Genomic DNA, 21,197 nt, shown 5'->3' with positions numbered 1-21,197 from the left:
TGCGGCGCTTCACCAAGTGAGCCCTGAGACATCAGCACTTGGAACGAAAAAACGTGAACACAATAGAGAAAGTGATCGGCTTCCTGATCGCGTGGTCCGAAGCCGTGGTTGGCGGTCTTGCCGCCTGGATCGGCTGGGTTCTTCTGAAAGTCTGGCTGATCAGCCTGCTCGTGGCTGCCGTCTTCTACGGCGGCCCCCAGATCTATCCCCAGGCCGATACCTTCGCGTTCTACGCCCCGGCTTTCGTGTGCGGGGTGGGTGTGGTCTCGCTCGCCTGGCGTTTGCTTGGCTACTGGGTGTTGAAAGACATGAGCATCAACGCGTCGCTCTGGATGCGTATGGTTGCACCCTGGGCGGCGCTAGCTGGCGTGGTGGCGATGCTATTCATGGCATCGTTCTACGGCTGGCGCTCGATGAGCATGGGCTATCTCGCTGTCTTTACTGCCTTCAACGCGTTGCTCGCGTGGCTAGCCACCTATGGCCCTCTGCAAGACGGGGCGCAGAACGAGCGGCGGGTCCGTACTGCCGCGGGCGGCACGCGTTCGGACGCGCTGAGTGAGACGCAGGCGTCGGTGGCCCGCTCTGTGCTCCCCAGGCTGAACTTCCAGCACATCCACGGCAACACCGAGATCAAAGAGCGGCTCAGGGACGCTGCACAGGCCATCGTCGGGCGCCGCGATGCCCGGCAGTCCGCACGCAACGGCATCCTGCTCTTTGGTGAGCCGGGCAACGGCAAGACCGCCTTTGCCGAAGCTCTGGCGGGTGAACTCGGGCTGCCTTTACTGCAGCTGTCCCATGCCGACGTGGCGAGCGAGTGGGTGGGTGAAAAGACCGTCCGCATCAACACCGCTTTTGCCGATTCCCGGCGCCAGCAGCCCTGCGTGCTGTTCATCGATGAGGTGGACAGCTTTCTGGAGGCACGCGACGGGGGAGGGCGGGGCGTGAAAGAAGACCGAGACGTGGCCAATGCCTTGCTGACCCTGATGGTGGATATTCGCAAGGAGAAGGTCATCCTCGTGGCGGCCACCAACCACCTGGACCGGCTCGATGGCGCGGGCATCCGCGAGGGTCGCTTCGACTTCAAGGTTGAGATCACGCCGCCTGACAGCGAGGCGCGTGTCGGCCTGCTCAATCACGGTCTCAAAGCCAACCTGCCTGAAGCCCGCGTCGAGCAATCCGTTGTGGAAGCGGTCGCTCGGCGCTGGAACGGCTTCTCCGTCAAGCGCATTCTGGCGGTGACCGAAGAACTGACGGCCTACCTGCAGCGCCAGGGGAGGGCTCACCCTGAGTACGAGGACTTCATGGGCGCGCTGCGCACCCTGCAAGGGCGTCGGGGGACCACCGTGGAAAACGCGAGGCCATTGAACGAGCTGGTGCTCTCATCAGCGACCCGGGAAATGCTCGATTTGATAGCCGGGCGCATGTCCGACCCGGAGCACACCGAAGAGCACGGCGGCACCTTGCCCACCGGCGTTCTGTTCTACGGCCCTCCCGGCACCGGCAAGACCGCCACCGTCAAGGCGCTGGCCAAGGAGATCGACTGGGCTTTCCTGCCGTCGACCGGCGCGGATTTGGCCCGCGACCCCAAGGAGTTGGAGAAACTCTATGCCAAGGCCAAGGAACTGCGTCCCTGCATCATCTTCGTGGATGAGGCCGACGAGTTGCTCAAGTGCCGCGAGCTCTCTCAGAGCACCGAGGCCACCAACAAGCTGCTCACCCTCATGGATGGCGTGAACGAACGGGTGAAGGATGTGGTCTGGATCGCGGCCACGAACAACCCCGAGCAGATCGATGCGGCGTTGCTGCGCGGTGGGCGGTTCACCGAGAAGGTGCTGTTTGAGCGTCCGAGTGCGGAGGGGCTGGAGAGATACTTGACGAGCTGGTTCGCAAGCCGAAAGGTCAGGCTGGAGCGGGGATTCACGGTCGACGCAGTAGGGCAGATGCTCAAAGGGGAGAGCATTGCCAACGCCGAGGCGGTTGCGCAGGCTGCGCTGAATCGGGCGATTTCGAGGCGCGGAGCGACCGTGGTGGTTACGCCAGCGGATCTGGATCAGGCGGTACGGATGGTGCTTTGATCTCGTGAATTGAGACCGAACCTTGTTCGGCAAAGTTCCAACTATTGGTCGCTGCGTGCGGCTGCTTCGCAGCGGGAGCGGCCGGTCGATCTTCTGCGCTGAATGTTCGCTCTACGTCACGTTGCGGTCGTTCGTCCTCGATACCGCTAGATCGCCTGTTCGCCATCGGCTCAGCGATGGCTAGACTTCCGCAATCGGCCAAGAGCGGACATCCCACAGTCAAAACGATGAGCAGACCCTTGGAAGTTGAGCGGGCCATCAGCGCTGCACTAGCTGACGGCAATTCAGTTGCTGAATCGTCGATTGGCTGGACAAAGGTCAAGGAGGTCGTGCACTTTCGGCGGCCCATGAATGAACGCGTGCGTGTAGAGCTAGCTGCCTGCGGATTGAGGCATTGGTTTGCTCCGGGAACTCCGCATGATTCGCCTTCCGAAGGCTTTACGCACGATGCGAGCGGTATCGCGCTCTCGTTCCCGGCCCCTTCAGTTTGAACCTGTGGCGCCAGGTCCGCTGTGGCCCCTTTCGAGCCTCGGCTACGATGGCATCCATCGGTCACAAGCGGACATTCCCATGACCCTCAGTGAGTACTTCGCAGAGTTCCAAAAAGCCGTCGATTTGGATGAGCGCTACCCGATGACTTCACAAGTGGCTGCGGAACTCGCGGCAGGTCATTCCATCGGTCTCAGCATTGACCAGATGCGTGCCTTTCTAGCGCGACGCACCGCGATTTCCAGTGTGGCAGTCGCACTCGTAAGTCACACGCTCTCGCCCGAGCAAATTGCCCGCATCGACATGGCTCGCACCGGTGGGGCCGTGCTTCCGAAAGATGTCATCGCAACCGACTTTTCCCCGGAAGAGATTCGTCCGGACATGCAGTCCAAGGTGTTCGGCGAAGGCAGACAGCGTAGCGCATAGGCGGCCCTCGGCCAGGAGCGGACACTCAAAGCGGAGAGGCAGACCATCGGATGTACTACTGGAATAGGTCCAACTTTGATGGCCTCAAAGAGGTTGGAGAGTCGTACTCCCAGAGGGCAGAGTACGACGACTTTGCTCGCTACTGCTTGCTACGAGAGCAAGGACTGAGGACTGCGGCACTGAGAGCTTTGACCGCATTCATTCGGCAAGCGGAGCAACTACCAGTTGTGCGGCAACGGGAGATTGTCGAAGAGTTTTGTCAGCTCCGGTTGTCTCGGCCGGAAGTACACCAGTTGCTCCCCCAGCCACTCATCGCCTTCCTTCAGCGAGTGCTGGAACAATGGCGCGTTGACCAGCCAGCGTTGGCCATCCCTTTCAGATGGAGCGGCCTCTTGTGTGGTGACGTCAGCTTCTATGAAGAGGCTGTCAAGCGCGCGCCCGACGACGCCTTTTCTTTGGGCCAACTTGCGCAGGTTTCGCTGGACGCAGTTGGCTATCAGACACATCACCTGTGTGAGTCATCGTTCATTGGCTCGGAGGGGGACGCCTTTGCAGCACTCGGTGAAGCAGCGAAGTACATCCTCCGCATGCCAGCGACCGAAGCAAGGCAGGTGCTCCAGCAACAGATTTCCTACTATCGAGGGCTTCTAGAGGCTTGGCAGAGATACAAGAGCGAAGGTGATACCACCGGTTTTCCGGACTGGTGTCGCCAGCAAGATATGGATTTTGCGTTCTCGTCAGTTGTTTACTACAACGCTTAGCCGTTCAACGTCTGACAAAACTGCCCCGGCGCCGGAATACGGCCAGAAGCGGGCGTTTACGAAACATGGAAGAAGAATCGATAGCAATACTGACGTCTCCCGCTGAGTACTCGCACCATATAGGGGAGGTCGCGAGTGTGGGATCACAAAGCCTCAAGATCATCCGCAGACAGCTTTCGGTCAAGGAGCCCTACAACCTCGAAGTGGTCCCATTCAGCGCTGTGTCACGGGCGGAATACAAGCACGGTCTTGCCCCTTTTCGCATCGTGGCGGGAGTCCTGCTGATCGTTCTCCTCGGCGGAATCTTTTACTTTGCGGGCCTCTACTGGGACAGCCTGGGAGGTGGAACGCGCGTTCCAGTTGGAATGCTCGGTCTAGCCGGCTTGTACGGCCTCAGGTGGGCATTCATGTCCCGCCGTCACTGCTTTGACTTCCACTTGCACAACGGCGGCAGGATAGGTTGGAAATCCGGCTCTGGCGACTTCAAGTACAAGCAAAGAGCCGTCGATCACGTACTTCAATTCCTTCGTGGAAAAGGACTGACCATCTGATGCCGGCTATGGGCACGGCGCAGTCTCGGCGAGCCTGGCGGTCATCGGCCAATAGCCGTCGTTCGTCACTGCCCTTGCTGACCTTACCTTCCACTATCCGGAAACTCGATGTTCGGTGTTTTCAAGCCCAAGCCGGTTCAATCGAGAACGGGGTTCTTCCTGGCGACCGTCAAAGTTGACCGCGGTACCAATCCAGACTTGGCACCCGCGGCAATAGGTGCGTACGTCACAGCGTTCGCGGCAGCTGCGAACGCGGAAATCGCATTCGACCTGATTCGTGAAAGACTCGTCGGCCTGGGCTATGAGTCTCTCGAATTGCGTGGTCCCGTCATCAGCTTCAATGTCGAATACTGGGCTGAATATGTTGAGCGAGCGTGGGCGGAGTTCGCGGCGAGGTTGCCTTCGCAACAGGACGTGGTCAACATCGCCGGCCCCCAGGTCTTCGTTGGAGCCGTTGCGGGCTTCGAAGCGCCAAAGGAAAGCCTCAGCGAGCGTGACCACGTCGCCGCAGAGATGCTTCGCTATCTCTCGGACGTGTGCAACGGGGTACAAGAGGCCAAGGAAGTGCGTTCGAATGCCTTCAACGCGGCCCATGTGCTGGGCCGTGAGCTAGCTTGGCTATTCAAGGGAAGCGAAATGCTTCCACGAAGTCTCCTCGAAGCGCTTTACGGTGCCGTGGCCGTGCTGGAGAACGAGGCCCAGTACTGCCCCGACCCGCCGCGGGTAGTCGCGATGGCAGATGCCATTCGCCAAACCTTCGGATGCCTCGTCAGTGGTGAAACTCACGATGACCGCTTGCCTGGAGTGCCACGCATCAGGTGAGCGCGGAGTTCAAGGTCCGGTCTGGAGCGAAATCAACTTCGGCTATGGGCCCAGCGCGGCCTAAGCTAGCATGACAGTCATCGGCCACAACCGGACACAGACGATGATGAATTTGAGAGCGAAGGGCGTCAGCGCAAGGCTTCGCAATCCCGTCATCGGAACCCTGGTCGCATGTTCGTCCGGGTTGGCCTTTTCGTCGCCTCGCGCATGCGAAATGGACCTTCCGCCGCTGGAGGCCCGGCTAGTCATTGAGGCTAAGGACCTCGGTACGGTGACCTTTCCAGTTGAGTTACCGGTCGACTTCAGCGGATGTCAGCGGTTCTGGGCGCAATTCGAGCGTTCCCGCGACAAGAGCATCCCACTGGCCGACGTCTACTACGTGAAGGGTCGACCTGTACGCTTTCTTTCCTATGCGATGAGTGCGGAACGTACGGCCATCGTCGATTGCAGATATCGCAACGACAGCCTGGATGCAGAAAAGTCTCTGAACTCGGAAAGGTGCCCTCCGGCTTCAGAGCTAGTGAAAGCTTCGAAGGACAAAGCATCTATGCCTGCTGCCCGCCCCAGTAGGTAGGTCTACTTCGGGCCCAAAGCGGAAGTTCGCTAAGGTTCTCTTCAGTCAGGACAAAGCGGGGCGCGACGCCCATCCCCGAGTTTGACGGGGAAGCCGGTCGGCTGCACTGAGGCTCCCACACTGGGAGCGACGATTGAGAGTTCACCTTGCTCGTTGATCGAGTAAGTAAGCGTGCGGCCGAGAAGACTTTCAGCAAGCCATTCTCGTGGAATGGCTCGGTCGGATTCGTCTCGCACGGACAACCGTCCAATAGAGAAGTGAAAGCCGCCCCGCCATATACCTGCGGTTCGAGCGATCAACATCGTAGGTGTTGTCTCTGTGAAGCCAGGCTTTACAAGTACCGTCTCTCCTGGGCTTGCGCTCCTCCCATCGTGCTGAGACATCAACGATATGGAGCATTTGGCGTCATTTCTTAGAAACACCCGATCGCCGAAATAGTGGCCGAAGATCTCCGCGCCAAGAAATGCTAGCGGCAGGACAGGGAGGAGAAGAGCAAAGTTTCTTGCTAGGCGAAGCGCCGTCTTCAAGCTCTTATCTCCAACGTCCGCATCTGGCCGGTGAGCGCCATGTTATCTACGGCCTTTACCCTCACGCACTCGAATCCACACCAAGAGATTTTTCGCCGTGTCAACAGCACCGGCAAAGGCAAATAGCAATGTGAACCCAATGAATGCGATCGTCTCTTGCTCCGATGTGTAGCTCCCAGGAAGCACCCTCAGTATCAAGGCCGCCACTACACCCGCCAGCATGCCCATCAACGAGCCGACACACATCGGAGCCAGAGTAGACCCAACTTGCTTGAACATGACAGAGAACTAGTGCTTAGCGCCGTTAAGAACCTAACCCGTGTAGTCTCTACCAATCTTTGGCGCACCGGATCGGGATGTGGCCTCAAAGGTAGTCATCATCGAAAGTCTGCTCCTGGCCGAAAGCGGCAGTCTAGCCATGGCATCGCTACTCGCAAGTGGCCCGCGTCGAAGACCAGCATTCGAATGACCGCGACGTGGCGCAGATAGGACGTTCACGGCGCCGACTCGGATGGCTGCTCCCAGTCTTAAGCCGCCCTCGGGAGGTTGGATCGAGGCACAACGAGTACCGAGTCACCCTCGTGCAGGTTCGACGTGTGAAACTGCGCCAATCCAAGACGAGCCTCGATAAGTTCATTCCCACCCGATACGAGGTCAAGGTGAACAATCGGGTCGAGCACGAGCGCGCGGCGCAGCATCGCCACCACGCCAACTGTGGGCAGTTCTCCGGGCATTAGCCGGCGTACCTCTATCTCATGAGGGCGTAGCGGACGGGTACCTTCGCCCGCCAGTTCGACCCCGCCCAGGAAGCGCGCCACAAACGGCGTTGCCGGGTGTTCCCACACCTCGCGCGGGCTGCCCACCTGCTCGATCCGGCCGCGGTTCATCAGCACCACGCGGTCGGCCACTTCCAGGGCTTCTTCCTGGTCGTGCGTGACGAAGATGCTGGTGACGTGCAGTTCGTCGTGCAGGCGGCGCAGCCAGCGGCGCAGTTCCTTGCGCACCTGGGCGTCGAGCGCGCCGAAGGGTTCGTCGAGCAGCAGCACCTTGGGCTCCACCGCCAGCGCGCGCGCCAGGGCGATGCGCTGGCGCTGGCCGCCCGAGAGCTGCGCCGGGTAGCGCTCGGCCAGCCCTTCGAGCTGCACCAGCTTGAGCAGCTCATGCACCCTGGTCTGGATCTGCTTCTCGCTCGGGCGTTGGCCGCGGGGTTTGACGCGCAGGCCGAAGGCCACGTTGTCGGCTACCGTCATATGGCGAAACAGCGCGTAGTGCTGGAACACGAAGCCCACGTTGCGCTCGCGCACATGCACGTGCGTGCGGTCCTCGCCGCCGATCACGATCTGCCCGGCATCCGCCGTTTCCAGGCCCGCGATGATGCGCAGCAGCGTGGTCTTGCCGCAGCCCGAGGGGCCGAGCAGGGCCAGCAGCTCGCCACTTTCGATGTCGAGCTGGATGTTGTCGAGCGCGTGGAACGTGCCGAAGTGCTTGGAAATGTGCTGGACGTTGATGCTCATGAATGGACTCCGGCGATGGCGGGTGTGTCGGTGCGAGGGTGTTCGGGCGGCAGCTCGGCCAGGGCCTTGAGCTCGCGCTCCATGCGCCATTCGGCGACCGTCTTGATGACCAGGGTGACCAGCGCCAGCAGCGCCAGCAGTGAGGCCACCGCAAAGGCGGCCACGGACTGGTACTCGTTGTAGAGCACCTCCACGTGCAGCGGCATGGTGTTGGTCTGGCCGCGGATGTGGCCCGACACCACCGACACCGCGCCGAACTCGCCCATGGCGCGCGCGTTGCACAGGATCACGCCGTGGATCAGGCCCCACTTGATGTTGGGCAGGGTGACGTACCGGAAGGTCTGCCAGCCGCTGGCGCCCAGCACCTGCGCGGCCTGCTCTTCGTCGTTGCCTTGCGCCTGCATCAGCGGAATGAGTTCACGCGCGATGAAGGGGAAGGTGACGAAGACGGTGGCCAGGATGATGCCGGGCACGGCGAACACGATTCGGATGTCGTGCTCGGCCAGCCAGGGGCCGAGCCAGCCCTGCGCGCCGAACACCAGCACGTAGATCAGGCCGGCCACCACGGGCGAGACCGAGAACGGCAGATCGATCAGCGTGGTGAGGAAGGCCTTGCCACGGAACTCGAACTTGGCCACCGCCCAGGCCGCGGCCACGCCGAACACCAGGTTCAGCGGCACCGCCACGGCGGCCGTGATCAGCGTGAGCCGGATCGCGGCCCAGGCGTCGGGCTCTTTCAGCGCTTCCCAATACGCTTCCCAGCCCTTTCGCAGCGCCTCGGCGAACACCGCGGCCAGCGGCAGCACCAGGAACAACGCCATGAAGAGCAGCGCAGTGGCGATCAGCGTGCGGCGCACCCAGGGCGCCTCGGTTCTCACAACGCTCATGCCATCGCCCCACCGCTGCGTTTTCGCTGCCAGGATTGAAGACCGTTGATGACCAACAGCAGCACGAACGAGATGCCCAGCATCACCGAAGCCACGGCGGTGGCGCCCGCGTAGTCGTACTGCTCGAGCTTGGCGACGATGATCAGCGGCGTGATCTCCGACACCATGGGCATGTTGCCAGCGATAAAGATCACCGAGCCGTACTCACCCACGGCGCGCGCGAAGGCCATGGCAAAGCCGGTGAGCAGTGCGGGCGCGATGCCCGGGAAGATCACGCAACAGAAGATCTGCCAGCGCGTAGCGCCCAGGCTGCTGGCGGCTTCCTCGAGTTCCTTCTCGGTGTCTTCCAGCACCGGCTGCACCGTGCGCACCACGAAGGGCAGGCCGATGAAGATGAGCGCGATCACCACACCGTTGGGGTTGAACGCGAGCTGGATGCCCAGCGGCGCGAAGACCTGGCCGACCCAGCCGTTGTCCGCCAGCAGCGCGGTGAGCGAAATGCCGGCCACCGCTGTGGGCAGGGCGAACGGCAGGTCCACCAGCGCGTCGACGATCTTCTTGCCGCGGAAGCTGTAGCGCACCAGCACCCAGGCCACCAGCAGGCCGAACACCACGTTGACCAGTGCCGCGATGAGCGAGGCGCCGATGGTGAGGCGGTAGGAGGCCAGCACGCGCGGCGAGGCCACTGCCTCCCAGAATTGCGGCCAGGTCATCGACAGTGTCTTGAAAACCAGCGCCGACAGCGGTATCAGCACGATCAGGCTCAGGTAAAGCAGCGTGTAGCCCAGCGTGAGGTGAAAGCCTGGCAGCACGCGGCACGTGCGCGGACGCCAAGCTGCAGGTGCCGTGGCAGGCGGCGAAAGAACGATTGCGTTCATGCGGGAGTGCTTTCGGTGTCGAGCGAGCGCAGCAATGCCAGACCCTCAGGCCATTCGCCGTGGCCCGATTCGACGTTGATGTGGCCGGCGCCGGCCAGGCGCACCAGCCGACTGCCCCAGGCGCGTGCGTAAGCACCCGCCAGGCGGATCGGGCAGAACGGGTCGTTGTCGCTGGCCACCAGCACGCTGGGCCATGGGTGGCGGTGGTGGGGTACCGGCGCGAAATCGGCCAGCGGTCCGCGGCGCTCGGGGTCGGCCGGTGCCACCAGCAAAGCGCCGGCGATCCATGGCGTGAGCGACAACGGCAGGTGCGCGACCGCGATGCAGCCCAGGCTGTGCGCGGCCAGCAGCACCGGCTCGCGCTGCGCCGTGAGTGTCTCGGCCAGTCGGTCGACCCAGGCCTGGCGTTTCGGCCACAGCCAGTCGTCCTGTTCGACTCGAACAGCGCCGGGCAGTCGGGACCAGTGGCTTTGCCAGTGGCCGGCGCCCGAGTTCTGCCAGCCCGGCACGAGTACCACGGGCTTCATTTGCGGGTGTAGATCTGGTCGAAGCTGCCGCCATCGACGAAGTGCACCTTGGCCGCCTGCTCCCAGCCGCCGAAGGCCTGGTCGATGGTGAACAGGTTCACCTTGGGCAGTTGCCTGGCGTACCTGGCCTGTGCCTTCTCCGAGCGCGGGCGGTAGAAGTGCTTGCCGATGATGTCCTGCGCCTCTTCGGTGTAGAGGAATTCGAGGTAGGCCTGCGCCACGGCACGCGTGCCTCGTCTGTCCACGTTCTTGTCGACCACGGTCACCGCGGGTTCGGCCAGGATGGTGAGCGAGGGGTAGATGAAGTCGACCTTGTTGCCGAACTCTTTCTCCAGCAGGTAGGCCTCGTTCTCCCAGCTGATGAACACGTCGCCCTGGTTGCGTTGTGCAAAGGTGACGGAGGCGCCGCGCGCGCCGGTGTCGAGCACGGGCACGTTCGCATACAGCTTGGCCACGAACTCTTTGGCCCTGTCGTCGTTGCCGTACTTGCGCTTTGCAAATTCCCACGCGGCCAGGTAGTTCCAGCGCGCGCCGCCCGAGGTCTTGGGGTTGGGCGTGATCACCTTGACGTCGGGGCGGATCAGGTCTTCCCAGTCCTTGATGTTTTTCGGGTTGCCAGCGCGCGTGACCAGCACGATGGTGGACGTGTAGGGCGAGCTGTTCTGTGGCAGGCGTTTCTGCCAATCCTTCGGGATCCACTGGCCGTTGTTGTGCAGCGCGTCGGTGTCGCCGGCCAGGGCAAGTGTGGCCACGTCGGCATCGAGGCCGTCAATGATGGAGCGCGCCTGGCGGCCTGAACCGCCGTGCGATTGCTTGATGGTCACGTCCTGGCCGGTCCTGGCCTTCCAGTGCTTGGCGAAGGCGGCGTTGACTTCGACGTAGAGCTCACGCGTCGGGTCGTAGCTCACATTGAGCAGCGTGACGGGTGCGGAGGTCTGTGCCTGTACGGTGCCCAGCGTGAGCGAGAGGGCAGTGGTGCCCAGGGTCTGGATGAGGTGGCGGCGGGTGGTCATCGGTCGTTCCTTCTTGCGGGTTGCGGGGCTGCTTCGGGCAGCGAGGCCGCGATGGTCCCGGGAACGACCAAAAGAAGGAACGAATACGTTTTTGGTTGTTTATTACCAAGTCATCTATGTGTTCGCGCGAAGGTGTCGGTGATCGAGGCGAGGCAACATTGGGCTATCTGTGCACGGCAACCTGGGATCACGCAGACTTCTGCAGGAGGAACAACAGGTCCGCTGCAGACTGGGTGCAGCCATCCGAGCCGGCGCCGTGAACGTCCGATCTGCGCTACGTCGCAGTCATTCGAATCCTGGTGACCTGCCCCCTGTAGACGTACCAATGAGAAGTGGAAGTCCGCGGCGAAGGTTAATCGATGGTGTTGGGGGTTGATGGGAATTGAGCTGCATCGCCAGCGCGCTGGCGATGCAGCTCGGCGAAGCGTGCTGGTGGCATGCGACCCAGGCTGCTGTGCGGCCTGACCTCGTTGTAGTCCGTGCGCCAGGCAGCCACGGCCACTCTGGCCTGGTGCAGGGTCTGGAACCAGCACTCGTTCAAGTGCTCGTCGCGGAACTTGCCATTGAAGCTCTCGATGTAGCCGTTCTGCATGGGACGTCCAGGCTGGATGAGGATGTGGCGGATACCGTGTGCCTGCGCCCAGGCCATGAACGCTCGGCTGGTGAACTCCGGCCCGTTGTCGGTGCGAACCACCTGTGGATACCCACGAAACAGCGCAGCGCGGTCCAGCACGCGCGTGACGTACTCACCCGAGATGCCGAAGTCCACCGCGATCTCCACGCTCTCGTGGCTGAAGTCATCCGCCACCGTGAGGTACTTCAACCGCCGCCCGCCCGCGAGGCTGTCGCTCACAAAGTCCATGCTCCACACCTCGTTGACCGTGCGTGCCAGTTGCAGCGGCACGCGCTCATTGACGGGCCGCTTGCTCTTCTTGCGTCGGCGCACGGCCAAGTTGGCTTGCCGGTACAGGCGGTACACGCGCTTGTGATTGACGCCAGGAAACTGCGGACGCAACAGGTCATGGATGCGCCGATAGCCAAAGCGGCGGCGCACGTGCGCGATCTCCACGATCTTCTCGTGCAGATCCAGCGTGGCCTGGTCGGGCTGCGGTGGATGGCGGTAGCTGTCGCGGGAGAGCCCCACAAGACGGCACGCGCGGCGCTCGGACAAATGGTGTTCGCTCACCATGCGCCGCACCGCCTCGCGCCGCTCCTGTGGGGCTAGCGCTTTACCCCCAGAACGCTCTTGAGCGCGTGCATGTCCAGGTGTGCCTCGGCCAGCAGCCGCTTGAGCTTGGCGTTCTCCGATTCGAGCTCGCGCAAGCGCTGCGCTTCAGAGACCTGCATGCCGCCGAACTTGGCGCGCCACTTGTAGAAGGTGGCATCGCTGAAGCCGCCGTTGCGGCACAGCTCCTTGATCGGCATGCCGGCCTCGGCCTGCCGCAGGAACCCGATGATCTGTTCCTCGCTGAATCTGCTCTTCTTCATGTCCGTCATTCTCCTGGTGGTTGACGGACTTCACGAACTTCAGAATGGTACGGCTGGCGGGGGGCAGGTCAGTCGACCGCTTCTGGCCGATTGCGGAAGTCTAGCCATGGCATCGCTACTCGAAAATGGCCCGCGTCGAAGACCAGCATTCGAATGACTGCGACGTGGCGCAGATAGGACGTTCACGGCGCCGACTCGGATGGCAGCCCCCAGTCTCGAGCCGACCTCCAGGCCCAGACTTCGGCTTCGCAGCTGTTGGGGTCGGCCGCGCGGCGGTACCGGCGTGATGCCGCCCTGAACTGCGGCGACGTGCGGTGCTGCTCCTGCAGTTCCAGCAGGCACAGCGCCATCCGGGTGGGGGCGGCTGTCAGGTGGTAGCCAACGCCATGGCGGTCGGCGCTGCGGTTGCGTAGGAGTTTGGGACGAACGTCAGGGGGCAACCGTTGGCTTGCAGGTGGCAGGCGGCGTGGGTGGAAGAGGCGGGGAAGGGCTGCATTCCATCAGGGTGCCGCCACGTTAACGAGCGGAAGGGCATCTATCAGCCGATGCAAAATGTGTGCAGAGGATAGCGGGCATCATGTCGAATCAAGGCGAGCCAAAGGTAAGTTTCTCCTTCTCTACCGCGGATGGTCAGTTGGATCGCATCCGATTTAACGTCGATGGCCGCATGGAGTTCTTTGGCCGCGATGGACGCCCGCTACGCATTGATGGTGTCGAGCGCTCTGTGATTCATCACGGCCCAGGGAAGCCGAGGATGAGGTCCCTCATACTTCAGAGCGGCCAAACCGTATCGTTTGATGGAGCCCGCGCACTCACCAGCTACGACGACGTCTTTGTGATCGACACCGCCTACATCCCAGGCGCGCAGGATCCCATTGCGGCAGCTGTTGCAGTGAGATTGCGTGTGCGGGAGAAAGGTAAGCAGCTGGTGGTCACGGCGGACGATCACTGCGTGATTTACTTCCTTCAGAACTACATCGGCAACCCGGAGCTTGCAGCCGTTTACGCCCTGGCGTGCGACTCCAAGTTCACAAGCCGTGCGCGCGCGCGCGCGATCGTTAACGATTCTGATCGCGGCTTGCACGATGCCATCAACGCACGTAGGCTGCCGGTTTACAACGATTGCATGCTCCCTCCTCCGTTCACGCTGATGTACGCTGGCGACAGAGGGTACGAGATGTTGAACCGAGTATTGAAGTTCTGCGATAAGCAGTCGCGTACGAGCCTCAACGCCTACTTCAGTGGCGAGCTACCGAACCCCGAGCGCTTCAATGTAGGCCCACCTGGATCTGGCGACCTTCGAATCAACAGGCTGATTCATACCGACCTGCAGATCCTCAACAACGTCAGCCCAATCGGCGCCCTGCCGGACGGCATGACGATGGATCTGATGGGACAGGACGCAGACGGCAAGAGCTACAAGCTGGCAGAGGGAGTTGTGCGCGACGGGCAGCTCCACTTTCGCAGTTTCGCAGACGACATCGAACGGCAGATCAGCCAGGTTCCAAGCCCCGACGACGCACCGGCTGACGAGTGATCGGATCAATGATCGGACAGCAGTCCGTCTGGCCTGCAGGCCAATGCCGACTCCGGAGTTGACCGACGCCCACTAGCAGTGCACCGGTGGAAGGAGACTCCGTCGGACAGAGAGGGAGGGGCAAACCAGCGACCTGACGTCTGCTTTCAGCCATGAGCAGTCTCCGGCGAACGGCGGCTTCCCGGCATCTCAGTACGCCACATACACTTGCGACGGGTGAAGCAAAGGCTAGTAGCACCGGCGCCGCGGGCCGAGGCTAAACCTGCTGCCCCGAAACTCAATGCTGCTGGCGATGGTAGGTGCAGCACAATCGCGTGGTGGAGGACCCCCCAGTGATTCGAGGAGACATGACCGCCACCGACTTTGTCACGGTCCTGTGGAACAACAAGGTCAAGGTGATCCTATTGATACTTGCAGTCGTGTTCGGCCTGGAATTGTTCGACGACTGGCAGAAGAGGCAAGCCGCAGAAAAGCTCGATGCCGACAGAAGATCTGTCGATCACGATGCCAGCATCACCGGAATGATGCTGATGAGCGCGTGGCGAGGCTGCCGCGACATCGGCATCGTCAATGACATGGAACGATGCGCCACGTATGAAGGCAAGCTTATCCAGGAGCAGTCGGCGCCGATGCTCGCGAAGATGGCTATCGAACATCGCGATGCGTACTACAAGAACTGCTTGCGGTTCCATCAACACGAGTACTGCGGCCAACTCCTGCAACGGTCCGTCGCCCTAAGCAACGTTCAAAGCGAGAGCAAGGATTAAGTCAGGGCACGATATGCGGCTGTACTACATGACGCCCGCTGACATCGGTCTGATCATTCTTCGTGAGCGGCGAATGAAGCTTTCGCTGTACGACGAGCTCAACGACCCGTTCGAGCTGCTCTCCCATGCGCTCGGCGACAAGCTCATGCGGAAGGCTCACAAGGCTCTCAAGGAGCACTTCACAAAGACCAAGGGGGTAATCTGCTTCTCTGACAACTGGAAGAGCCCAGTGATGTGGGCGCACTACGGTCAGAAGCACTACGGGTTCTGCCTTGGCTTCGACGTACCTACGGGCCATCCGGATCAAGAGTACGTATACGCGATGAACTACGAGCCGGAGCGCCTGAGGTTCGAGTTTGAGAAGGAGAAATGGACTGAAGCGGTCGGACGCTCGTTCATCCGGCAGATCCTGTCGACGAAGGCGAAGGCCTGGGAATACGAGCATGAGTGGCGCGCGATGGCTGATCTCAAGGAGAAAGATCCGAACGGTTTTTACTACGTGGACTTCAGCGAGCATATGCAGCTTCGAGAAGTCGTCCTCGGTGCACGAAACACCTTGTCTGTTGGCAAGGTCGCAAAGCTCGTAGAGGAGAGCGGGCCGCTATCTGCTTCCGTCCAGGTGCTGCGTGCTCGAGTCGCGCACCAGACCTTCTCTATTGTGAGGAATAGGGAAGTGACCCCGATCATGATCAAAGCTTCGAGAGAGTGAAGACATGGGTGCAAATCGTCATCCATGCTGGGGTTGCAGCCTAGATCGACCACGTCAGATCGCCAGCGTGGTTCGGCCCTGACCGCATGCCTGTTTTGGGTGCGTGCCCGGCGTTCCCGACGGTCAGCTACAGAAGGGTGAAATCTCGGCAGCGAATGCCGCAATCGGGGCGCAGATCGGACGTTCAAGGCGACGACTCGGATGGCCGCCCCCAGTCTTAAGCAGTCCCTAGGGGCTCGGACCCCGGCATCGCAGCGTTAATGAACCTCAAGCACGTTGGTGGGAACTGCTGCTTGTAGACATGAGCCGACCGCCGCTTCGGTCGACTTCAGGAACCCAGAGCATCATGGGTGTCCGTTCAATAACTTCGATTGATTAGCCCTTCGCCTCAATCTCATTCCCGAGATCTAGCAAGGCCAGATCTTTCGGACTAGTCGGTCCAGGATGGCTTGAAGCAGTCGGCCGATACCAATGCAGTCAGATTCATTGCCTTCTTAGGCACACCAGGGCCGGTGACAGCCTTGCCAGCGCTGCTTTTGGCCGCGACATCAGAATTCAAGTCGAGCAGTTGCTGGAGCAGGTCTCGCTTGTTTGAAAAGCCGTATGCCCTCAGGATGGCCGCATTCAGAGCAGCGTGCGCTTCTTTGAGCGGACTCTTCCCTGGCAGTTCAAGTGTCCGATACAACGCACGAAGACCCGTCCCAGCATCTGCAGCGGATGCGCGCACATTGAGCAGCGTTCGCGCAGCATCGACTACCGCCTGTACGTCTGCGGTACTCGGGTCCTGAGGCCAAGGGAAAGTACTGAAGATGGACTCCGATGTGTAACGAGGGTCGGACTTCATGTTCGAGCACTTGGCGTGGAACCACATGTAGTGAGCCCGCGATTGCAGGACTCCGAAACTGTAGTCGTCGTCCAGTGCGAAGCACGAGAGTGCGTCACTCGGACGGACTTTCGACGAGAGGAACATGAAGATTGGACGCTTTGTCACACGTGAACATACCAAGTACCTAGACAAAGGTGCAATCTTGCCTATGAGCTCCGGGCGACAACGAAAGTGCTGCCACCAAGTGTTCAACCAGCCTTGATCTTGACCCGTGATCTTGCCAGTCTTCTCCCTTTCTTTCTTCGCCAGCGATTGAACATAGGGCAGCACTTCAGTTCTCACGTGCTTAAACGGCACAACATACGCTTGGGCTTCAAGTATGGAGCGCGCCTGGAAGTCAATTACGCAGCGCCGCACCGAACCATCCTCAAGCAGCTCGTCGCCTCCAGCAAATGGATGAACAACATCCTTGTTGACTAGCGCTGCCGCCCGCATGGCTGCACCTTCGCCAAGTGACAACACGAACCCTTCGTTGTAACGCGGGTACTGACCCGTATAGCAGTACCCATCGTTGACATCAAGCTGCGCCGCCCGCGACACGTCCACCTGGTCCGAGAGCGATGAGTTGATGTATGCGACCTCGCGCATGTCCAGTTCAAAGTGCTTGGCAGCCGAACCTGTACCTCGGATACGTCGGCGTGCTCCGGCCGAGGGACTCGCTTTGAACCATAAGCGTCGGGGGCTGGATAGAAGCTTCGTGTCTTCAGTTTTTACCCAATTGACGATGGAGACGTGCACATTTGCTTCGCCCGACCACGGCTGGTTGTCGACTGCTTCGACGATAGTTCCCGTCGCAGCTATTTGGTCGAGTCCTCCAATACGCGATGCGTTGTTACGCACATTCTGAGTGCCGACAAGACCGGCACGCCCCGCTACGGGATCGACAGTCGTGCAGGCTTTGAGTTCATCGTGAGTGCGGCGGAACCAGTACACACAAAGGTCTGCCATGCCAGGCACTTCTGGGTACGCGCGCCTGATAGCACTCACATAATCGACGCCGAGCTCGGGTTTCATCAGCTTCGCACCCAGGAATGGCGGATTGCCGACGATAACGTCGGACTTGAACCATGGAGTGCGCGAGCCGTCCGGATTGATGAGGGCATCACCGGCACGGAAATTCGCGTCAAGGTTGTCAAGCGGCAGAGCGGACTCGTTGATGTGAAGCTCGTCAATCGCTAGCTGATGAGCCAGCATCATCGTCACCTTGGCGATGTCTACCGCGAAGGGGTTGATGTCCATGCCATAGAAGTTGGCGGTCGACACGAAGCCGAAGGGGCGTTGTCTCGGGTCGACACTCTTGAATTCGGCAGCCATGCGCTCGTAGATGCGCGCTTCCAGCCGCTTCAGCTCTCGGTATGCGATGTAAAGGAAATTGCCACTGCCACAGGCAGGGTCGAGCACAGTGAAGCTCTCGATACGAACCAGTAGTTTGCGCAAGCCTTCTAGCGTAGTCGTTGAGTCGATTAGGCGCGTCCAAGGCTCCACGATAGTTGGACCGACCACCTTCATGATGTCGACCGCACTGGTGAAATGGGCACCCGTGGCATGCCGCTGCTCTTTCCCAAGCGAGTGCTCAAACAAGGTACCGAAGATCTCGGGCCGTACCTTCGACCAATCGAATTTAGCGGCCTCCTTGAGAAGCGTGCGTTCGGCCTCGACTAGTTCAACATGCGCCGGGTCCGCGAAGAGCCCGCCGTTGAAGTACGGCACCCCCTTGAAGCGCCCGCCCTTCACGCCACCCTTGGTATTCATGGCGGCGAATAGCCCTCCCAGGAGGTCATGCGTGTCCTGTGGGCTTGTGCATTCGTCGAGCACTTTGGTGACCAGGTACTTCTCGAGCAGACCGATGTCCTCAGAGAACAAGGCCATAAGCATCTGCAGTGTGAAACGCTGCGCAAGAGGGCGCTCTACCCCTCGCTTGGTCATGGAATTGAAGCAAGCCGCAAGCTTGTCGGCCGCTTGCCGGGTAACCGATTCCTGATGATTGCCAAACACCGGCAGTACATCGCCGGGGAACATGAAGTTGAGTGGCCCGTAACGTGTCGGCAGGTCCACCAACTTGACAACATCGACCGGCGTGTCGAGTTGGGTCTCGAAGTCGTAGATCCAGAACTCGTCGAAATTGCAGAGCACGGCGAAGCGTGGCCGATTGGGCACGAGCCGAGTCCAGTACGTGAATGCCTGACTGTAGTGCCTGCTGAGGTCGGCACCTCGCTTTTTCATCTCGATGACAACGACAGGCTTCCAGACAAGGTCAGCGAAAGACGTGCCACCAGTAGTGTTCTTAACGCGTAACTCACAGTTCGCGCCTGCCTCCTTGAGCCCCGGCCAGCCGAAGGCCTGGAACAGCCGGTCAAGGAACACCTGGGCCTCGCCCTTCTCGTCACCCTTGATGTGCTGGGTGGTCCAATCCTTGAAGGTTTGGAGTTTGGCAGTCTTATCGTTTGGCTTGGTCATCCATCCTCTTTGGTCTTGTTCCTAGGAATACCGCACTATGCGGTCTAGACATTGCATTCTGTGCGATTACCAATCCGGTTTTGTGGAGCCTCCAGCACCGAGGATGGCAAAGGTTGTCGTCAAAAGCTGCCGGCTGCGCGCGGAATTGAAAGTCTCCGATCAGTCTTGAACTGACTTTGAGCCTAGCCGCGCATTGAATGGCCAATATGCAACTTTTGATCAAACGAGAACACGTGCTCCCTCGGCGAGTTGCCGCAGCGACCTACGATTCGGTCCTTGAATTCCTCGCCTCCGTCGTGCAGCAAGACACGCCCTTGGCATTGGGGACAGGTGGCGGTGTAGCGCACGAATGCGAACGCTCCTTTCCTGTCCCCATCTTTGGGTTGCAACTCCAAGGTGACGTGGTCCTCTTTGAAGGGAACCAGAAACTCAGGAGCCATGACGATCCCGAGGTCGGCGAGCTGACTCATGAATTTGAATAGACCCCACACAGTCCATGAGGCGACGCACCACATGGCCGCGTAGGAAACGTGCGCAGTAGAAAGAGGGCTGTTCGTGTGCAGCCCCGTGACCACCATCCACCACGCGCTGAACAAAAGCAAAAGGATTGCGACAGACAAAAAAGCGCTTGTGGAAGCAACTAGCGGAAGGGTGTGACGCACAACCCCCCCACGCAATCCAGCAGATATCACCGCCCCCGGCGCCGCCACTGCTGCGGGCGTGTACCTGATCCCTCCATCCGGGGTGGGCGTCGGATGCAGGTCGCCAGGATCCATCTCCACGGGCTCCGCGGTCAGCTGGTACTTAGCGGGAGATCCGTGGAGTTTCCTGAGTTTAGGCGTGAACCTGTAGCCCATGTGAATCGCGGTCGCTCTCAGGCCAGGGCCCCAGCTCTCTTGGCGATCCTCCAACTGTTTCCACAACGGGCTCATCCACGCGCTCGCGCCTTTGACAGCATTGGCCGCCACGATTGCTTTCAAAGCCACCGTTTCGAACTCGATGTTCGAAAGTTCGTGCCCCCGCTCAGCTGCGATTTGGGCCATATGACGGAATACTTGGACGGCTTGGTTTCGTTCAGCCAGACCCGTATCTTCGAGAAATGTGAGCGCCACCTTACCGGCCTGAGTCAACGCAGACTCGGACGGTACGAGGAGGTTTGAGGACTGCAAATTTGGCTTCATCGCTGGCAGCTTACCCGCACCTAAACCGACTGAGGTGTGACATGAGCAAGAAGCAACGTTCGCGGTCTTGGGCCGTGCGTAATTCGCGCAAGCGCTCGGGGAAGCTGCGGCAAACCAAGCCTAGGGACCTCGTCAGCATTCACCGAATGGCGATCAATCTGCTTCGAGAACAACTTCGAACTGGCCACACCTTGTACGGGTGGTTCCACGGTGGCGTGACATGGCGGGGCGCGATTCCTTTGATAGAGAAAGGGGTGCACGTGACAGTCCGGGCGGAAGCTACATTGAAAGCAGCTGGACGGAGATACATACCCGACTTGGTCGTGAACTGCGCGAATTCAGGTCGCCTCCTCTTGGCCATAGAGGTCTGGCATACACATGCGGTATCCACCATCAAGCGCTTGGCATACCAATCGGCGGGAATCCCTTGGATCGAGGTTCGGGCCTGGGCAGTCATCTGCCGACGCCCAGGACAGCGCCTGCCCATATTGGATTGGGGTGGAATCGTATCGATTGAAACTCCGAACCAGATGGGGCTGTTCGAGTCGACTCACACAGCCATCAAACCGCCTCGAGAGAGCGCGACCAAGTTGTTCGGCATCAGGAGCAGCGATTGGCGCCTGCCGGAAGCGCGGGCGCCGTTCGGCGCGCTAGCTGGTCTTCCTCAATGACGAGTTCAGACTGGGTACGGCCATCCGCGTCAGCGCCGTGAATGTCCGATTTGCGCCACGTCGCAGTCACTCGGATGCCGGTCTGTGGCACGGGCGGCTTGCGAGCAACGATGCCATGGCTAGACTGCCGCAATCTGCAAGTAGCGGGCTTTCGTGCCCCGAGACCAGTGAGGGAGGATAGATGAGAGTACTTTCGGCGGCTGCAATGAAGGGTGCAACGTTTGTTGTAGCAGCGATGACCATGGGGTGCGCAACTGTCCCGGCCTCAAGGCCGATTTCAGCAGAGAGCAGGGAAGCTCTGCGTGGCCTCGATGTACTGGTTGTGATTCCCGGGATCGACAACGCGCTCGGCACTCCCAACACCAACCAACCCCAAGGGCCGTTTGTCCCTGGCATTTCTGCGCCAGGCCTTACGCCCTCTCAAGCCGCAAGCGGAGGGGGCGTAGTAGGCACTGTT

At 60.5% G+C, this 21,197-nt stretch carries 17 protein-coding genes; 9 read left to right on the top strand and 8 right to left on the bottom strand.

Translation table 11 applies throughout. The features are described from left to right. The first annotated feature begins 38 nt into the window (after positions 1–38). The 5 genes from KF871_RS12710 to KF871_RS12690 all read left to right on the top strand — a co-directional run bounded on the left by KF871_RS12710 (position 39) and on the right by KF871_RS12690 (position 5,124). Positions 39–2,075, top strand: a complete 2,037-nt coding sequence (locus tag KF871_RS12710) for an AAA family ATPase (RefSeq protein ID WP_291142918.1) — start codon at positions 39–41, stop codon at positions 2,073–2,075. A gap of 570 nt (positions 2,076–2,645) precedes the next feature. After that, positions 2,646–2,990, top strand: coding sequence for a hypothetical protein (locus tag KF871_RS12705; RefSeq protein ID WP_291142915.1), 345 nt, complete (start codon positions 2,646–2,648; stop codon positions 2,988–2,990). Positions 2,991–3,178: 188 nt separating this feature from the next. Continuing rightward, on the top strand, positions 3,179–3,751 hold the full coding sequence (locus KF871_RS12700; protein WP_291142912.1) for a hypothetical protein: 573 nt from the start codon (positions 3,179–3,181) through the stop codon (positions 3,749–3,751). 65 nt (positions 3,752–3,816) lie between these two features. Next, positions 3,817–4,302: a hypothetical protein gene (locus KF871_RS12695; protein WP_291142909.1), complete on the top strand. Its 486-nt coding sequence runs from the start codon at positions 3,817–3,819 to the stop codon at positions 4,300–4,302. A 108-nt stretch (positions 4,303–4,410) separates the two neighbouring features. Continuing rightward, positions 4,411–5,124: a hypothetical protein gene (locus KF871_RS12690; RefSeq protein WP_291142906.1), complete on the top strand. Its 714-nt coding sequence runs from the start codon at positions 4,411–4,413 to the stop codon at positions 5,122–5,124. Between the two features lie 1,628 nt (positions 5,125–6,752). On the opposite strand, the gene KF871_RS12685 is transcribed toward KF871_RS12690, so the two are convergent. From KF871_RS12685 to KF871_RS12660, 6 genes are all read right to left on the bottom strand, one after another. Continuing rightward, the gene (locus KF871_RS12685) at positions 6,753–7,739 is read right to left on the bottom strand and encodes a sulfate ABC transporter ATP-binding protein (protein WP_291142903.1); all 987 of its coding nucleotides are present in this window, start codon (positions 7,737–7,739) and stop codon (positions 6,753–6,755) included. Further along, positions 7,736–8,626: a sulfate ABC transporter permease subunit CysW gene (cysW, locus tag KF871_RS12680; protein ID WP_291142900.1), complete on the bottom strand. Its 891-nt coding sequence runs from the start codon at positions 8,624–8,626 to the stop codon at positions 7,736–7,738. The genes KF871_RS12685 and cysW overlap by 4 nt, the downstream gene beginning before the upstream one ends. Beyond that, positions 8,623–9,504, bottom strand: a complete 882-nt coding sequence (cysT, locus tag KF871_RS12675; RefSeq protein WP_291142898.1) for a sulfate ABC transporter permease subunit CysT — start codon at positions 9,502–9,504, stop codon at positions 8,623–8,625. Before cysT ends, cysW begins: the two co-directional genes overlap by 4 nt. Continuing rightward, the gene (locus KF871_RS12670) at positions 9,501–10,031 is read right to left on the bottom strand and encodes an alpha/beta hydrolase (RefSeq protein WP_291142895.1); all 531 of its coding nucleotides are present in this window, start codon (positions 10,029–10,031) and stop codon (positions 9,501–9,503) included. Before KF871_RS12670 ends, cysT begins: the two co-directional genes overlap by 4 nt. Further along, positions 10,028–11,044, bottom strand: coding sequence for a sulfate ABC transporter substrate-binding protein (locus KF871_RS12665; protein WP_291142893.1), 1,017 nt, complete (start codon positions 11,042–11,044; stop codon positions 10,028–10,030). Before KF871_RS12665 ends, KF871_RS12670 begins: the two co-directional genes overlap by 4 nt. Positions 11,045–11,396: 352 nt before the next feature. Further along, a protein-coding gene (locus KF871_RS12660) for an IS3 family transposase (protein ID WP_291138907.1) occupies positions 11,397–12,532 on the bottom strand; the annotation gives its coding sequence in 2 pieces (ribosomal slippage) (positions 11,397–12,271 and positions 12,271–12,532; 1,137 coding nt in all). 577 nt (positions 12,533–13,109) lie between these two features. On the opposite strand from KF871_RS12660, the gene KF871_RS12655 reads away from it, so the two are divergent. The 3 genes from KF871_RS12655 (at position 13,110) to KF871_RS12645 (ending at position 15,545) form a co-directional block, all read left to right on the top strand. Then, positions 13,110–14,069, top strand: coding sequence for a hypothetical protein (locus tag KF871_RS12655; protein WP_291142891.1), 960 nt, complete (start codon positions 13,110–13,112; stop codon positions 14,067–14,069). 347 nt (positions 14,070–14,416) lie between these two features. Continuing rightward, on the top strand, positions 14,417–14,836 hold the full coding sequence (locus tag KF871_RS12650) for a hypothetical protein (RefSeq protein ID WP_291142889.1): 420 nt from the start codon (positions 14,417–14,419) through the stop codon (positions 14,834–14,836). A 73-nt stretch (positions 14,837–14,909) separates the two neighbouring features. After that, positions 14,910–15,545 (top strand): DUF2971 domain-containing protein, encoded by a 636-nt coding sequence (locus KF871_RS12645; RefSeq protein WP_291142887.1) that lies wholly within the window; start codon positions 14,910–14,912, stop codon positions 15,543–15,545. 430 nt (positions 15,546–15,975) lie between these two features. Here KF871_RS12645 and KF871_RS12640 read toward each other — a convergent pair whose 3' ends face one another. Together KF871_RS12640 and KF871_RS12635 are read right to left on the bottom strand one after the other, a co-directional pair. Continuing rightward, a complete protein-coding gene (locus KF871_RS12640) occupies positions 15,976–18,888 on the bottom strand; it encodes a DNA methyltransferase (RefSeq protein ID WP_291142885.1) in 2,913 nt (970 codons plus the stop codon). Between the two features lie 182 nt (positions 18,889–19,070). Continuing rightward, positions 19,071–20,069, bottom strand: coding sequence for a hypothetical protein (locus tag KF871_RS12635; RefSeq protein ID WP_291142883.1), 999 nt, complete (start codon positions 20,067–20,069; stop codon positions 19,071–19,073). 41 nt (positions 20,070–20,110) lie between these two features. Here KF871_RS12635 and KF871_RS12630 point away from each other — a divergent pair, with 41 nt between their 5' ends. Further along, positions 20,111–20,740 carry a hypothetical protein gene (locus tag KF871_RS12630; RefSeq protein ID WP_291142880.1) on the top strand — a complete coding sequence of 210 codons (630 nt, stop codon included), beginning with the start codon at positions 20,111–20,113 and terminating at the stop codon, positions 20,738–20,740. The last annotated feature ends 457 nt before the right edge of the window (positions 20,741–21,197 follow it).

This window comes from Hydrogenophaga sp. (assembly GCF_019635465.1).
Classification (GTDB): Bacteria; Pseudomonadota; Gammaproteobacteria; order Burkholderiales; family Burkholderiaceae_C; genus Hydrogenophaga.
This window is presented reverse-complemented; position numbering and strand designations above follow the sequence as displayed.